This is a genomic window from Treponema sp. B152 (genome assembly GCF_024181665.1).
Classification (GTDB): domain Bacteria; phylum Spirochaetota; class Spirochaetia; order Treponematales; family Treponemataceae; genus Treponema_B; species Treponema_B denticola.
This window is the reverse complement of sequence record NZ_CP058668.1, coordinates 1811063-1826673: the sequence shown is the minus strand read 5'-3', so window position 1 is coordinate 1826673 and position 15611 is coordinate 1811063. Positions and strand designations below refer to the sequence as shown.

Here is a 15611-nt window from a genome sequence, read left to right as displayed (position 1 = left end):
GAGAAAACAAATGAAAGAAATAGTCATTCGAAAAGATAAAACAATAGCGTATGATGATGAACATTGTTATGTGGACGATCAAGTTATCTCTTCTACAGATAATAATACTGATGGACTTGAATTGATAACCAATATCTCCACTCCAATCGAACAGGCTAATAAAGAAAAACTCAAGTTTTATAATAATTTTTTTAAAAGACATTTTCAGAATATTGTCATATTATCTGCAGCAGGAACCTCTTTGGATAATGGAGCTGATGAAACGAAGCGTGGCAAAATACGTGACGGACTTTGGGAATATTGCAAAGATGAAATTGCTGCTTTTATAAATGATATAACGGATTTAAAGGAAAGAGATTTCTATAAGCATAAAGATATTGAAAATTTATTATCTCATATTATCTTATATAAAAAACTTAATAGCTCAAATGAAGCATTTTCAGATAAAATTACTGCTCTTGAAAAGAAAATAGCGGAAGCTTGTACATTAACGTTACAGGAAGGGGCTCCTCATAAACTTTTTTTAGATAAAATTACTGCCCGGAAATCAAGTGATTCACGGATTCAGCTATTTACTACGAATTATGACACCCTATTTGAACAAGCCGCCCAAACCGGAGGCTTTGTAATTATAGACGGTTTTTCATTTACCGAACCAAGAGAATTTTCAGGACGATATTTTGATTATGATATTGTAAATAGGGAAAGAACAAGATTAAAACAAGAAGACAGTTTTGTTTCAAGAGTTTTTCATTTATATAAATTACACGGTTCCTTGAATTGGGAGAAAACAGGGGGAAAAATTATACAAACTGCAAACCCAGAGCAGCCTTTAATTATTTATCCGGCTTCAAATAAGTATGAGAGTTCCTACGAACAACCTTATTTTGAAATGATGTCAAGATTCCAACAAGCGCTACGGAAAGAAAATATTTTATTAATCGTTATTGGTTTCGGCTTTAAAGATAAACATATCCAAAATGTAATTTTAGAAGCAGTAAATCAAAACCCCAGTTTTCAATTAGTGATTATTAATTATAGCGGTACTGAAGATGGAACAATTGATAGAGAAGGCCTAAAAGATTTTTTTGAGGACGATGAACATAAAATAATTAAAAGAAATGTGACAATTATATTTGATTCATTTAAAAATTTTTCTAATAATTATCCAGAAAATGAAACGTATTCCGAAAAATACGAAGGTGATAAAAATGAAACCGTTTAATCATAACTATTTTCTAGGATATATCAATGAAATTACAGCTCAATATGTAAAGATTCATTTTCCTTCTTCTAATTTATTACATACATTCTATCATGAAGGATTAAATTTTACAGGTGGAAATGTCGGTAAGTTTATCGTAATTGAAGGAGAAGAATACGGCTTCCTTGCACGTATTACTGAATTAAATTTACCGGATAGTGAACGAAAAGAAATAAACGAAAAAGCAATATACGATGATACAACATTATTTCATCCATCCGGTAAGGCGGAATTGCTTTTAACATTTAATCTATTTGAACCAAATAAAACACAGAAAACCGTCTCCAATTATCCTCATATAGGAGCAAAAGTATATGCCTGTTCTGATGAGCAGATTTCAAAATATATTAAGGAATTCGGCAAAAAAGAGAACAATATAGATGCCGTATATGCACCAATAGGAAAACTCACTGCAAATGATGCTCTCTGTAATGTCTCTTTGGATTCTTTATTCGGACGTCATTGCGCTGTTATCGGTACTACAGGTGGAGGAAAGAGCTGGACAGTAGCAAAACTAATAGAAGGAATAACTGAATATACAAATAATAAAGTCATTTTGATCGATGCAACAGGAGAATATAAAAATCTAACAAATAATTCATATATTTTAGGTGTGGATTCTTATTTTCCATATCAAGAACTGTCTATTCCTGATTTATTCTATTTATTAAGACCGACAGGGCAATCACAACGACCTATTCTATTAGAAGCGATTAGGTCTTTAAAAATAAAACACTTACAAGGAGAAAATAGTACATATGTAAAAACTAATACTCTTAAATCTATTTATAAAGCTGCTTATGAAACATATATTAAAGATATAGAAAACAATTTATGCAATTTTGATATTAATTTATTAGTCCAGCAAATAAAAGAAGAATGTGTGTATCAAGGAGCAAATTATAATAAGGATCAAACAAAATGGGGTGATTATGATGCTAAAACATACGATTATCAGACTTCTCTTATTGCACGTATAACAGATCTTCTGAATACAGATATTTTTAAAAAATTACTCGGATTTAATAATATACCAGGAAATATTTCTTCAATAATTAATATTATAGATGACTTTTTATCTTCATCAACAGGCGGAATATTACGGATCAGCTTTGAAGATATTCCATCATCTTTTTCTGCTAAAGAGATTGTTTCGAATGCCTTGGCAACATATCTGTTACAGAAAGCAAGAAGTAAAGACTTCGTAAAAAATCCTGTTGTATTATTTTTAGATGAGGCACATCAATTTTTAAATAAAGGTGTGAAAGATGAATTTTTTGAGATACACTCACTTGATGCATTTGATTTGATTGCTAAAGAGGCTCGTAAATACGGCTTATTTCTCTGTTTATCTACACAAATGCCGAGAGACATTCCTGTTGGAACATTAAGCCAAATGGGAACTTTTATTGTTCATCGCCTGATTAATGATTTGGATAAAAAAGCGGTGGAGAATGCCGCTTCTTCTGCAAATAGAAATGTTCTATCATTTTTACCCATACTTGGCGAAGGAGAAGCATTACTTGTTGGGGTCGATTTTCCTATGCCTTTACTACTAAAAATCGATGAGCCTAAAAACAGACCTGATTCTGAAACACCAAAACTTAGAAGAAAATAAAACTCAAAACATCGAACAAGGTACGGACACAAAAGGTAAATTCTACAAACCGTATTACACCGAAGAAAACTAATCTTTCACCTCTTTCTATATTCATTCGGAAGCATCCCTGTGTACTTTTCAAAGCAGGCGGAAAAATAGCCGGTGCTGCGGTAGCCAAGATTTTGGGCGATGTTTGCAACATACATATTAGTATTTAAAAGCAGGGAGCAGGCCTTTTCCATCTTTTTATTAACAAGATAATCGGTAAGCGGAAAACCGGTAACAGCTTTAAAAACATATTTAAATTTTGAGGGGCTCATATACGACATTTTTGCAAGCGTTTCAAGCGGAAGTCTTTTGTGTAAGTTTTTATTTATGAACTCAATCGTTTGCATAATAGCTGCATGGTCGGCTGAAAAAACGGAGTGTTCCGCTTTTTGTATGTTTTCGGTTCTTCGTAAAAGAAGGGCTGCTATTTCATCAACTTTGCTTTTAAAAAAAAGTTTTGCACTCACTTCGGTTCCTGAGAATTTCCGTATCTGATTCAATATAAAAGAAATTTCAGGGATATAGTTTTCTTTCGGCAAAAGAGAAATTTTTGTGCAAAAATTTTCTTCCGTAATGCCGAAAGTGTTTTTTAAATATGCACCGTAATATTCGGGGTTTAATTGAAGCCCGATAATACATGCAGGGGTTTCCTTTTTTATAACATACTGAACCGCTTTGACTTTAGTGTAATGTTGAATGTATTGCATTCCGGCATATACCCTTCCTGCAGGATATTTTTTGTCGGAAGCAATAGAATCATATTGCTGAAGATAAATACCTTCATCCGATGGTACCGTATATTTAAAATCCTCATAGTAAAGATGATCGGCAATACAAATATGTGCATAAGAGCCTACATCATAAATAGCAGAATAGCCTCTTCCTATTTCGGAAGAAAATGCATAGGTTTTAAAATGCGGATACGGATTATCTTTTTTTACGATATCAGAATTAGTATGGTTTAAAAAAGCGTAATAACTTTTTTGCATAATTTAACACTCCAATCATTAGTGGGCATTTCTAAAAACTTCAGTTTTTAGAAATGCCCTAGTATACAATAAAAATAAATTTTAAGCTATAGCTTACATTTTCAGAAAACTTATTCCTACTTTTGCAGTCTGTACCATTCGGCGTATTTGGAATTTAGGGCAATAAGTTCTTCATGAGTTCCCGATTCCAATAATTTGCCGTCATCGATTACATTTATTATATCGGCATTTTTTACTGTAGAAAGACGGTGTGCGATTATAAGTGTGGTGCGTCCCTTCTTTAAAACTTCAATACCTGCATTTATAAGTTTTTCGGTTTCGGTATCAATGTTTGCCGTAGCCTCATCTAAGATTAGAATTTTAGGATCTCTTACCATGGCACGGGCAAAACAGATAATCTGCCTCTCTCCTTCCGAAAAGTTTTTTCCGTTTTCGTTCACTTCAGCATCCAAACCTTTTTTCGAATGTTCTATAAGATTTGTGCCGCCTACAGCCTTTAAAGCTTTTTCGCAAGATTCTCTATTTATAAGAGGATCGTTTAAATTTATGTTGTCAAAAATCGTTCCGCTAAAAAGATAGGGTTCCTGCAAGACCACTGCAATTTTGGAACGCAGGGTTTTTAATTCAAGAGAGCGTATATCCTGCCCGTCAATTAAAACCTTACCGCCGGAATTTTCATAAAAACCTAAAATCAAATTCATAATCGTAGATTTTCCGCAGCCGGTCTTTCCGACAAAGGCTATGGTCATCCCGTCTTCCGCATTAAAATCAAGTCCTTTTAAAATTGGAATGCCTTCTTTGTATTCAAATTGAGTGTTTGAAAATTTTATATCTCCCATGGGAGAATGAGGAGTGCCGTTTGTTCTTTCATGTTCAAAATTGATTATCTCCGAAACTCTTCCCGCCGCAACAAAAGCGTTTTTGTAAATATTTATCTGCATAAATAATTTTAAAAAGACATCGGTTATTTCCTTATTATAACTTATAACGATTACAAGAGTACCGACAAGAAAATGAGCTCCCTGAAAATACAGATATCCGAACACTCCCAAAAGGGCGGCGTAAATTAAGGTTCTAATTCTTGCAATAATATTCCAAGAAAAAAGCCCCGAGAGTAAAACCATTTTTCGTTTTGAAGTATATGCCGGGAGATTAAATTTATCGAACTCTTTTTCTATTTTTTCCTCTGCACAAAAAGCTTGCACGGTTTCAATAGAATTAATGCTTTCGTTAAAAAATCCGTTTAATTCTCCGATTGAATTTCTATAATCCCGTGTCGGCTTGTCGCTCTTTTTTAAATAATACCGAGCAAGAAAATAAACAACCGGCAGATAGGCAAAACTAGCCCCAAAAAGATAGGAACTCATAAGTGCCAAACGGATATATAAAACTATACATAATAAAATTACACTAAATACCTCGCCCAAAACCAAAAAGTATAAATCGCCTACTGCATTTACATCGGAAGAAAAACGGCTCATTATATTTCCCGAAGTCATTTCATCAAAATGTTTCATCTTTAAATTTAAAAGATGACCGGCCATATCCATTTGAATATGTTCACAGGCGGTATTTGCAATTTTTCTAAAAAGCAATGTTTTTACATACATCGATAAAAAAAATAAAAGGGCAGTCCCCAAAAACAAAAGGGCATGTTTAATTAAAAAATTTTTTAAGCCGGGCATATTTACAAGGTCGGCATTTATAACGCTTGCCGTAATTGTAGGAAGATAGGCTGAAGATGCAATAAAAATTCCTACTACAACAAAGGCTGCTAAGACATAAGTCTTGCAGTATTTTAGGTACGAGAGAAAAAATCTATAATTTACTTTGAGTTTATTGGTCTTATCTTTCATCTTTTTTTCCTCCGTCAATTTGTAGGTCTGCATCTTCAGCTTGCATAAGTTCCGCAGAATGGCTGTGCTGGTATTCAAACTGCTCCGCATACCAGCCGCCTTCTTTTATAAGTTTTTCGTGCGTTCCTTGCTGAATAATTTTACCGTCATCCAGCACAATTATTTTGTCTGCATGCTGAACAGCCGAAAGACGGTGTGCCGATATAATACAGATATTAAATGAAGAAGATTTTTTTAGGTTTTCGATTATCTTAACTTCAGTGTCCGCATCGACGGCAGAAATGGCATCATCCAAAATCAAAACTTCCGGTTCTTTAAGAAGAGCACGGGCAAGGGCAATTCGTTGCCTTTGCCCTCCTGAAAGCATAACACCTTTTTCTCCTATTTTTGTATCGATCCCGTTTGTAAGTTTTTCGATGTCTCTTTTTACGTCAGCGGCTTCCAAAGCTTTTAGCATTTTTTCTTTTTCAACTTCTTTTTCATAAAAGCATAAGTTTTCACAAACGGTTCCCGATAAAAGTTGAGGACGCTGACTTACATAAGCGGTCTTGTTTCTAAAAGAAAAAATATCGCAATTTTTTAAGGGAATATTATTTATGAAGATATTTTCATTTTGAGGATAGAGGCTGAAAAATTGTTTTATCAAACTTGTTTTACCCGAACCGGTTTTTCCGGTAATTCCTAAAATTTCTCCTTGTGAAATTTCAAAGGAAATATCCTGTAAAACTTTCTTTTCGGAATCGGAATATGCAAAGCTGAAATTTTTAAAAGAAATTTTTTCTATTCTTTCAATTTTCTCTTTGTTTTCCATGGGCGGAAATTCATTGTTATCTCTTATAAGAGCGTTTATTCTGTCGATCGCTGCATCTGCCGACTTCTGAATTTGTAAGTAAAAGCCGCTTGCCATTCCGCTCCATGCAATCATTCCGACAAAAACAAAAAACGAAACAAGATTCCCTGAAGTAATTTCTCCTATGTGTACAAGGTAACCGCCGTAGCAAAAGGCTATTATGATACAAAGATTTGTAATAAAGGCTGTACATGGCTGCAAAATAGAGGTTAGTTTAACTTGTGCATAAAGAACCGAAAAATAATTTTTAACAATGGAAGAAAGTTTTTTTAACCTGACTTGCTCATTCACGTAACAGCGTATAAGTTTTATTCCTTCAGCGAGCTCCAAAATACCTTGGTTGACCTTGGAAAATTCCGCATAGGTTTTACCCGTTCTATCTTTTATTGCTTTACCTAAAGAAAAATAAATAATAGTTATAAGCGGTATTGGGAGGACAACTGCAAGGGTTAACTTCCATGAAATTAAAACCGACATCATAAAAATTGCAGCTCCAGGATAGGCAAAGGAATCCATCAGCATTATAAAACCGTTAGCAAAATAATTTTCTACGGCTGTGACATCATTTGAGGTGCGAGCCAAAATATCGCCTGAAGTATATTTTTTAAAAAACGGCGGAGTCTTTTTTAAAACCGACGAAATTATTTTTTTTCTAAAAAGATAAGCCGCCCTGTTTCCCGAATTGTGAATAAAAAACATAAACATGGAAGAAAAAAAATATCCCATACAGGTGAAAAAAATTATTTTTACCACATACGCAATAAGGGCACTTTGTGTCATAGTAGCATTTTTTAATTCATCTACGGCAAGACCTATGTAGTATCCCGGCACGACCGTCAAAAACTCATCCGAAAGTAAAAAGAAACCTCCGAACATTCTTTTAAGCCTGATAGATTTAAAAATCTCTTCGGCTTCCTTTTGTATCTTAAACATAACTACTCCGATGTCTCTAAAATATTGTAAGCTTAATCTTACAAAAGAGTATAATATATCGGAACCAATATTGTCAATAGTTTAGATATTTTTTATTAATAAAGGAGAATATTCTTAACTTACAAATAGGCGGAACAGATGCTAGGAGCGCGCAAAAACATCGCTGCTGCTTAGAACCACCGACCTCCATGTCGGTACTGACACATCCGGCGACGTAAATAGAGGGAGTAATCTACTCAACTTGCAAATAGGCGGAACAGATGCCCGCATATTTGTAAGTTATGCCGACCATTGATCGCTTTCTCTTTGCAGCCGATACATCTCCCGGTAAATACCGTCCTTTTCCATCAACTCGGAGTGGGTACCTGTTTCGGCAATGGTTCCCTTGTTAAGCACTATAATCTTGTCGGCAGTTTCTACCGTTCGCAGTCTGTGAGCGATGACGATAACGGTTTTATTTTTTATCAGCGTGCTGATGGCATGCTGGATGAGCGTTTCATTTTCGGGATCGAGGGCGGCAGTTGCTTCATCCAAGAGGATAATCGGCGCGTCCTTTAAAAGAGCTCGTGCGATGGAAAGCCGCTGGCGTTCTCCGCCTGAAAGGGTATAGCCGTTTTCGCCGATTTCCGTGTCATAGCCTTGCGGTAGTTTTTCGATGAACGAATCGCACTGTGCGGCTTTTGCGGCAGCAAGCACTTGTTCTCTTGTAGCGTTTCGATTGCCGATTAAAATATTGTTGTATACCGTGTCATTGAAGAGTACGACATCTTGAAACACAATTGAAAAAGCTCCGAGCAGAGTTTCAGGTTCCACCGTGGAAACATCGACACCGCCGATTCTGACCGTGCCCGATGAGGCATCCCAGAAGCGTGCAGCCAAGCGGGCAATTGTGGACTTTCCGCAGCCTGAGTGCCCGACGAGGGCGGTAATTTCGCCCTGCTTTGCGGTAAAGCTTATTCCTCTGACCGTATCTTCTTCGGTATTGTTTGCTGTACTGTCTGCCATTGAATTATCGTCGGAGCTCCCGCCTATGCCGCCTGCACCTTTTCTGATCGATTCATTATACGAGAATGAAACATTATCATAGGAAATGTCGTAACCGTTAGGATTGAATGTTTCGCTTCCCGTCTGCGCCGGATAATTGACAATCGCCTGCTTCCGTTCAACTGCAATCAGCGTATAAAAGAATTCTGCGAGCAGCATAAACACCGTTGTCAGCGGATCGAAGATACGGCAGGAGACCAGCAAAAAGACGATATATGTCAACAGTTCAATTTGCCCCTGCACCAGCAAAAACGCCCCATAGGAAATAACCAGCGGAAAGCCGAAGCGGATAAACATCGCCACACCGAACATAAGCGCTCCGATCGACGCTTCCGATTTGAGCGCAGCTCCTGTCGCTTCGGTAATATCGGTTTTGAGCTTCTGTACATACTCCGCTTTTTTATCGGAAGACTTCAATACTTTGACGTTCTCGATCATCTGCTGGAGGGAATCGTATATCGAATCTTTGCGGACTATGACGCTTTTCATCTTTCTTTCCGAAAGCCTGCGGCAGCCGACGACGATAAAAAATCCTGCAAAGGCACAAACAAACAACGCAATGGTCATCCGCCAATCCAAAAGGGCAAGAAGACCGGCTGCAATCAAAATCGAAATAATACCGCTGAACATCTCCGGCACGACATTGGAAAGCGCTTCTTCAATCGTCGTAACATCGTTCAAAAGAGTCGAGGTTAAATACGACAAATCCTGCCTGCCGAAGTAGGACAGCGGGAGCTTTCTAAGCGATTCTGCAAGCGAAATACGCACATTCGCCGCTTCTTCATATGCACCGTTGTACATCCTGCCGTACTTCAGTTTTTCGAGGATGAACAGTACAACAATAATCGCAAGAGCGGCTGCAGACACCGCCCACACATTCGGTACTTGAAAACCTTGTTGCATGATGCGCGCCAAAAAATACTGCAGCACATACAGCGAAAGTCCCAGCGGCACCATCAAAAATAAATTGATAATAACCCCGAGCGTAATCGACGAACGTAAATTACGCGTTCCCGCATCAGATAAAGCAAAAAATCTTTTTAACATAAAAACCTCCCCAAATTATCTATACCTTCCACTCGATGCCTTTTTGGAAATTTTCCCACATACCGGCATAAAGACCTTTGCGCTCAAGCAGTTCATTGTGCGTGCCTTCTTCTTCAATTTTGCCCTCGTTGATGACACAGATTTTATCGGCGTTTACAACCGAAGAGAGGCGGTGGGCGATCATGATGACGGTTTTATCTTTGAGCAGCACGTCGAATGTCTTTTTGATTTTGTGTTCGTTTTCGGCGTCGGCAAAGGCGGTTGCTTCGTCCAGCACGATAATCGGTGCGTCCTGCAAGAGGGCGCGGGCAATGGCAAGCCTCTGTGCTTCTCCGCCTGATACGTATGTGCCCTTAGTTCCGTACACGGTGTCGATACCGGCAGGCAGTTTTTCAATGATGTCCATGCACTCAGCTTTACGGAGGGCTTCCATCACTTCTTCTCGGCTTGCGTCTTTTTTGCCGTAGCGGATGTTTTCAAAAATACTTTCTTTAAAGAGCTTATTTTCTTGAAACACAAAGCCGACGGTGTGCAAAAGGTCGCTTGTTTTAATGTCGCGGATATCGACACCGCCGATACTGATTTCCCCTGAATCAATTTCCCAAAAGCGGCCGAGCAAATTGACGAGGGTCGTTTTGCCTCCACCTGAAGGTCCGACAAGAGCGGTAAGCGAATGTTCGGGAATATGCAAACTGATGCCGTTCACTGTGGCGCGGCCCTTGTTCCCTGTGTCCGTTTCCGCAGATCCCGCCGTTTCCGTTTTATAAGAAAACACTACGTCTCTAAATTCTATATCGTATTTTTCGGGCAATACGGACTTTTCCGGTTCTTTGGTCAGCGGCGCTTGCAAGATATCTTCAATACGGTTGAGCGCATCGTTTGAGCGCTGATTGAATGAATTTGCATACATAACTTTCATCAGCATGGTGTAGGTAACCGGTGCAAAGGCAAGATAAAACACAAAACTGTAAAAAAAGCGAGGATCGAGCGTCGCACTGCCCGCTATCAACAGAGCGGCAGGCAGCAGGAATAGAAAGCCCGCTTTAACGAGTGCGAGGAAAATCGAATAGCCGTTTTCCCACGACAGCGAATATTTATACACAAATTCTTTGTAGTTCATAATCGAAGTGTAAAAGTTTTTGAAATAATACACGGACTGATTAAAGGTTTTGATAACTGAAATGCCGCGTACGTATTCAGTGCCCGCATTGTTCATCTGCTCAAGTGCATTTTCGTACTTTTGCATAAAGCCGGAATTTGAACTGATTTGCATTAAAACCGCTTGCAGCACGAAAGCAAGCACAAGCGGCAATAGGGAAATAAGTCCGAGCCGCCAATCGAATACCAACATGAGCGCGAGTATCGCAAAAGGAGACACCATGTTCTGTGCCGTATCGGGCAGGTTATGAGCTATCAGCGTTTCAAGTTGATTGACGTTTTTTTCAAACACCTTGCGCACCTTGCCGCTTACGTGCGTGATATGCCATCCGATGGGAAGTTCCGCCAGCGCTTCGGCCATCCGTATCGAAAGGTTTTCCTGAATGGTAAATGCCGTCGCATGCGAAAGCATGAGCGCTGCATAATACAGCACAAAGCCCGCCGCCGCGGAGCCGACTGCCCACAGTCCGTAGCGTGTAAGGGAGGCGGCGTTTACCGCTTCTTTTGCTACGGCGGCGGCAATTACATCGCGCATTACAAAGAACACCATAATGTACGGCACAAAGCTCACAAGGGCACTCAAGCCTGAAAGCATAAGCGACAGTGGCAAAAGCCCTCTGCTTTTTCCCGCGTAGCTTAAAAGTCGCTTGATGGTTTTCTGTTTTGCAGGGTTTCGTTCCGCCTGCTGCTTTGCCGGGTCTCGTTCAGTATTTTGCTGTGCCGGCCGGTTTTGTTTATCATTCATAGAGAATCCTCCATTTAATTATTTTTATCCTAAAAAATTAGCCATAGTAAACATACTATATGTTATACAATCTTAACGGTTTTGTCAAGATGACGGTGCCGTCACTTATTTGATAAAAAAATATATACAAACAAAAACGGATTGTCAAGCACTTTAGATACTTTGTGTCAAAAGACGGTGTGGAAATTTTTCCCCACTTTACACAAGGCTGCAAAAGTGTTAGGCTGTTCATCGTAAACTATAATATTTTTACAGGAGACATTATGGATTATCTTAAAAGATTTCAAAAATACATTTCGATGGACACTAAGTCCAACGAAGAAAATGAATGTTGTCCCAGTACTCCCGGGCAGCTTGAGTTGGGAAAATACCTTGTAAAAGAATTGACCGATATGGGTTTAAAGGCCGAGCAGGATAAGCACGGTTATGTTTATTCGGCCATTCCTGCTAATACCGATAAAAAAGTTCCCGCAATCGGTTTTATAGCCCACATGGATACGGCTCCCGATTTGGACGGCAAGTGCGTAAATCCGAAAGTTTTTGTGTACAAGGGCGGGGATATTAAACTCAACGATGAGTACACCATGACCGTCAAAGATTTTCCCTTCTTAAAAGAGCTTGAAGGTCAGGAGATTATTACAACCGATGGAACAACCCTCTTGGGTGCAGACGATAAGGCCGGTATTACAATCATCATGGGCGCTATAGAATATCTTTTGGCACATCCCGAAATTAAACACGGCGAAATAAAAATCGGTTTTACTCCCGATGAGGAAATCGGAAGAGGTGCCGATCTTTTTGATGTAAAAAACTTCGGAGCGGACTTTGCCTATACCGTAGACGGCGGCCCCTTGGGTGAACTCGAATACGAAAACTTTAATGCCGCAAGCGTTAAGATAGAAATTCAAGGAAAGAATGTGCATCCGGGTTCTGCAAAAAATATGATGGTTAATTCTCTTTCTGCAGCAAGAGAATTGGAGAACATGCTTCCCGAAGAACAAAAGCCGGAATATACCGAAGGCTATGAAGGTTTTATTCATTTAACTTCCATTGAAGGGAGCGTTGATTTTACAAAGATGTCTTATATTATCCGCGATCACTTTATGGAAAGCTTCCTTCACAAAAAAGAACTTATGAAGACTGCTGTCAATTTTTTAAATAAAAAATACGGCAACATAATCAAGATGGAAATAAAAGATTCCTATTACAACATGAAAGAAAAAATCGAACCGCACATGGAAATAATTGAGCTTGCAAAAAAATCTATGACTGATGTCGGTATTGAACCCCATATAGTCCCGGTCAGGGGAGGGACTGACGGAGCCCGCCTTTCTTTTATGGGGCTTCCCTGTCCGAACCTTTTTGCAGGCGGTTATAATTTTCACGGCCGCTTCGAGCTCATTCCCACAAAATCAATCGAAAAGGGAATTGAGCTTGTTGTAAAAATTGCAGAGAACAACGCCAAGTAGTTCTTTTGTTTAAAAGTTTTAACGGAATGTTTAGCGTGGCAGGAGAAAAAAACTCTTTTGATTTTTCCTGCCTCTTTAAATTTAAAAGCCTAATGTCTAATCCTGTTTCTTATCCTTGTCGAAGATATTTCCAAAATAATAGCCGTTCCGAAAATAAGATAGGATATAAAGCCGACTTCACTCATATTAAAGTTTAAGGAACCTGCCATAAAAAGCTCGTAACCTATTCCGCCGGCTCCTGCCGCAGCTCCTACGGCAACCGCATTTCCGAAGTTAATTTCAAATCTGAAAAAGCTCCACGAGATTAGATTGTTTATCGAAGCGGGGAGAACTGCCTGACTTATAATTTCGATGTAGCTTGCCCCGCAGGCTTTTAAGGCCTCAATCGTTTTTTTGTCTATGCCGTCAAAGCTTTCCGAAAAGCCCTTTACGAGATAGGCTGTGCTGTGAAAGCTCATACCGAGGATGGCGGCCTCTGCTCCTATGTTTGCAACTACCGAAAATATTAAAACCCAAATAATTGTAGGCACGGAGCGGATAAGGGACATTGCCGTTCTTATGATTTTTACAAGATACTTGTTTGAAAGATTTTCCGAGGCGGCTATCCCTAAAAAGAAAGCAAGCACTACTCCGAACACGGTGGTTAAAAGGGCAAGGCTTAAACTTACCAAAAGAGAAAAAAATATTTCCGCATAAGAATATTTTTGCGAGAGTTTAGGGTGAAAAAATAAATCCTTTGAATATTCCGTAAATTGCAAAAAAGCCTTTTGAATTCCATAGTCGGGCTTTTCCATTTGAAATAAACTTATAATTGTAAGGCAGGATAAAAAAATAAGAACAAATAAAATTAATAATCTTTGCTTTGAGAATTTTCTTATTTTTATTTTGTTTGTTGTTCCAATCATAAAAGAATCCGCCTTATTTTGTTTGAAAGAATATCGATAAGTAAAACTATGATTACAAGGCATAAAATAATTAAGCCTGCACTGTTATAACGGAAACTTTTAAAATAAAGGTTAAATAAAAAACCTATTCCCGTTCCGGTTAGAATTCCTATCAGAGCCGAGTCCCTTACATTTGTTTCTACCGTGTATAAGAGCCACGAAACAAGGCCGGGTGCTATGCTTGGGAATACGGCATTAAAGAGGGCCGGAAAATACGGAACGCCTGCAGCCCGTAACGCCGTAAAAGATTCTTCGCTCGTTTCTTCTATCATTTCCTTAAAAACCCTTACCAGATGACCCAAGGTAATTATAAAGAGGGCTAAAAAACCGGTAAAATTATTTTGTTTAAACGAAAACAATAAAAGCATTGCCCAAGCTACCAGCGGAATGTTTCTTAAAAACGAAGCTATAAGGGTAAGGATTATTTTAAAGGGCTTATTTATTCCTGTGGTTTGAGAACCGAGGAGGGCTAAGATAAGGGCAAAAAAAGCCGCTGCGGTAGTTGCCGAGGCCGCTATTACACAGGTTTCTCCTAAGGTTTTTATTATAATCGAAATATGTTTTAAACTTTCATTGTCGGGTATAAAGTTTTTTATAAGCCAAGCTATTGCAAGGGGAAATTTAAAAATTGCTTTAAGGTCTTTAAAGCCGGTTATATTTGATGCAAAATAATATATTAAAATAAGACTTAAAAGAATAATAATTGCCTTTAGTTTTTTCTTCGCAAAAAAGATTTGTCTTTTTTCCCAAGAGTATGAAGTTTCTTTTTTATGATAATGTCTTTTCTTTTTTTTGTCATCAGAGTAAATTTTTAAATCGAACTTCATAGAACTTTTTCTCCGCTGTCCATAGAAACGCTTGTAAAAATTTCTTTGTGCAAGACTTCATCGTTTAAGGAATCGGGTCTTCCGTCAAAAACTATTTTCCCGTTATTGAGAGCGATGATTCTGTCGGCATATTTTTTTGCCGCTTCCATTTGGTGTAAACTTATAAGACAGGCGATGTTTTTGTTTACTGCAAATTCTTTTATATAATTTAAAACCGTTTCTGCCGACTGCGGGTCAAGGGAGGCTATGGGCTCATCGCATAATAAAAGCTTCGGGTTTTGCATTAAGGCTCTTGCAATGCCTATTCTTTGTTTTTGACCTCCGCTTAATTCGCTGCATCTTTGAAAGGCAAATTCTTCCATGCCTACGGTTTGTAAAAGAGCAAAGGCTTTTTCTTTTTCTTCTTCGGTATAAAGGCCTAGTGCCCCGCGGTAAGAAGGGATTGAGCCGAGGCAGCCATGCAAAACATTTTCAACTGCATTAAGACGCTCGACCAGATTATAATTTTGAAAAATCATTCCTATCTTTGAGCGGTATTGTCTTAATTTTTTTCCTTTAAGCTTGTTTATTTTTTCTCCTAAAAAAATAACTTCTCCTTCATCCGGCTCAACCAAGCGGTTTATACATCTAAGCATTGTAGATTTTCCGGCTCCCGATAGGCCTATTATTGCAAGAATTTCTCCTTCTTCTATTTTAAAAGAAATGCTTTGTAAGGCCCTTCGTCCCGAAGGATAAGTTTTTGAAATGTTTTTAAGTTCAAGAATCACAAGGCTTCCCTCCAAAAAAATTAAAGACTCTTCCTAAAGTTTTTAGAAAGAGTCTCAGGTTAGCAAATAT

Annotated in this window: 11 protein-coding genes; 3 read left to right on the top strand and 8 right to left on the bottom strand. The window is 38.3% G+C overall.

All coding sequences use genetic code 11. The features are described 5' to 3' along the window. The first annotated feature begins 10 nt into the window (after positions 1-10). Positions 11-1225, top strand: coding sequence for an SIR2 family protein (locus HYB91_RS08430; RefSeq protein ID WP_002677329.1), 1215 nt, complete (start codon positions 11-13; stop codon positions 1223-1225). After that, the gene (locus HYB91_RS08425; RefSeq protein ID WP_002677332.1) at positions 1212-2882 is read left to right on the top strand and encodes an ATP-binding protein; all 1671 of its coding nucleotides are present in this window, start codon (positions 1212-1214) and stop codon (positions 2880-2882) included. The genes HYB91_RS08430 and HYB91_RS08425 overlap by 14 nt, the downstream gene beginning before the upstream one ends. Before the next feature lie 77 nt (positions 2883-2959). Here HYB91_RS08425 and HYB91_RS08420 read toward each other — a convergent pair whose 3' ends face one another. The 5 genes from HYB91_RS08420 to HYB91_RS08400 form a co-directional block, all read right to left on the bottom strand. Further along, the gene (locus HYB91_RS08420) at positions 2960-3901 is read right to left on the bottom strand and encodes a helix-turn-helix domain-containing protein (protein ID WP_002672003.1); all 942 of its coding nucleotides are present in this window, start codon (positions 3899-3901) and stop codon (positions 2960-2962) included. 116 nt (positions 3902-4017) lie between these two features. After that, positions 4018-5757: an ABC transporter ATP-binding protein gene (locus HYB91_RS08415; RefSeq protein WP_002677333.1), complete on the bottom strand. Its 1740-nt coding sequence runs from the start codon at positions 5755-5757 to the stop codon at positions 4018-4020. After that, the gene (locus HYB91_RS08410; protein WP_002677335.1) at positions 5747-7540 is read right to left on the bottom strand and encodes an ABC transporter ATP-binding protein; all 1794 of its coding nucleotides are present in this window, start codon (positions 7538-7540) and stop codon (positions 5747-5749) included. Before HYB91_RS08410 ends, HYB91_RS08415 begins: the two co-directional genes overlap by 11 nt. 279 nt (positions 7541-7819) lie before the next feature. Continuing rightward, complete coding sequence (locus tag HYB91_RS08405) at positions 7820-9631, bottom strand: ABC transporter ATP-binding protein (protein ID WP_002677337.1); 1812 nt, start codon at positions 9629-9631, stop codon at positions 7820-7822. A gap of 19 nt (positions 9632-9650) precedes the next feature. Continuing rightward, on the bottom strand, positions 9651-11534 hold the full coding sequence (locus tag HYB91_RS08400) for an ABC transporter ATP-binding protein (protein ID WP_002677339.1): 1884 nt from the start codon (positions 11532-11534) through the stop codon (positions 9651-9653). A gap of 263 nt (positions 11535-11797) precedes the next feature. Here HYB91_RS08400 and pepT point away from each other — a divergent pair, with 263 nt between their 5' ends. Next, complete coding sequence (gene pepT, locus HYB91_RS08395; RefSeq protein ID WP_002677345.1) at positions 11798-13003, top strand: peptidase T; 1206 nt, start codon at positions 11798-11800, stop codon at positions 13001-13003. A gap of 89 nt (positions 13004-13092) precedes the next feature. Here pepT and HYB91_RS08390 read toward each other — a convergent pair whose 3' ends face one another. The 3 genes from HYB91_RS08390 to phnC are packed head-to-tail and all read right to left on the bottom strand — an operon-like array spanning position 13093 to position 15541. After that, positions 13093-13908 carry a PhnE/PtxC family ABC transporter permease gene (locus HYB91_RS08390; protein ID WP_002677347.1) on the bottom strand — a complete coding sequence of 272 codons (816 nt, stop codon included), beginning with the start codon at positions 13906-13908 and terminating at the stop codon, positions 13093-13095. Next, positions 13905-14774, bottom strand: a complete 870-nt coding sequence (locus tag HYB91_RS08385) for an ABC transporter permease subunit (protein ID WP_002677349.1) — start codon at positions 14772-14774, stop codon at positions 13905-13907. Before HYB91_RS08385 ends, HYB91_RS08390 begins: the two co-directional genes overlap by 4 nt. Then, positions 14771-15541, bottom strand: coding sequence for a phosphonate ABC transporter ATP-binding protein (phnC, locus tag HYB91_RS08380; protein ID WP_002677351.1), 771 nt, complete (start codon positions 15539-15541; stop codon positions 14771-14773). Before phnC ends, HYB91_RS08385 begins: the two co-directional genes overlap by 4 nt. Between the last annotated feature and the right edge of the window lie 70 nt (positions 15542-15611).

Excerpts from the sequence above, each read along its gene's own strand:
- HYB91_RS08385 (WP_002677349.1), bottom strand. The coding sequence starts at position 14,774 with ATGAAGTTCGATTTAAAAATTTACTCTGATGACAAAAAAAAGAAAAGA.
- pepT (WP_002677345.1), top strand. The coding sequence starts at position 11,798 with ATGGATTATCTTAAAAGATTTCAAAAATACATTTCGATGGACACTAAG.
- HYB91_RS08400 (WP_002677339.1), bottom strand. The coding sequence starts at position 11,534 with ATGAATGATAAACAAAACCGGCCGGCACAGCAAAATACTGAACGAGAC.
- HYB91_RS08390 (WP_002677347.1), bottom strand. The coding sequence starts at position 13,908 with ATGATTGGAACAACAAACAAAATAAAAATAAGAAAATTCTCAAAGCAA.
- HYB91_RS08405 (WP_002677337.1), bottom strand. The coding sequence starts at position 9,631 with ATGTTAAAAAGATTTTTTGCTTTATCTGATGCGGGAACGCGTAATTTA.
- HYB91_RS08425 (WP_002677332.1), top strand. The coding sequence starts at position 1,212 with ATGAAACCGTTTAATCATAACTATTTTCTAGGATATATCAATGAAATT.
- HYB91_RS08410 (WP_002677335.1), bottom strand. The coding sequence starts at position 7,540 with ATGTTTAAGATACAAAAGGAAGCCGAAGAGATTTTTAAATCTATCAGG.
- HYB91_RS08420 (WP_002672003.1), bottom strand. The coding sequence starts at position 3,901 with ATGCAAAAAAGTTATTACGCTTTTTTAAACCATACTAATTCTGATATC.
- HYB91_RS08430 (WP_002677329.1), top strand. The coding sequence starts at position 11 with ATGAAAGAAATAGTCATTCGAAAAGATAAAACAATAGCGTATGATGAT.
- HYB91_RS08415 (WP_002677333.1), bottom strand. The coding sequence starts at position 5,757 with ATGAAAGATAAGACCAATAAACTCAAAGTAAATTATAGATTTTTTCTC.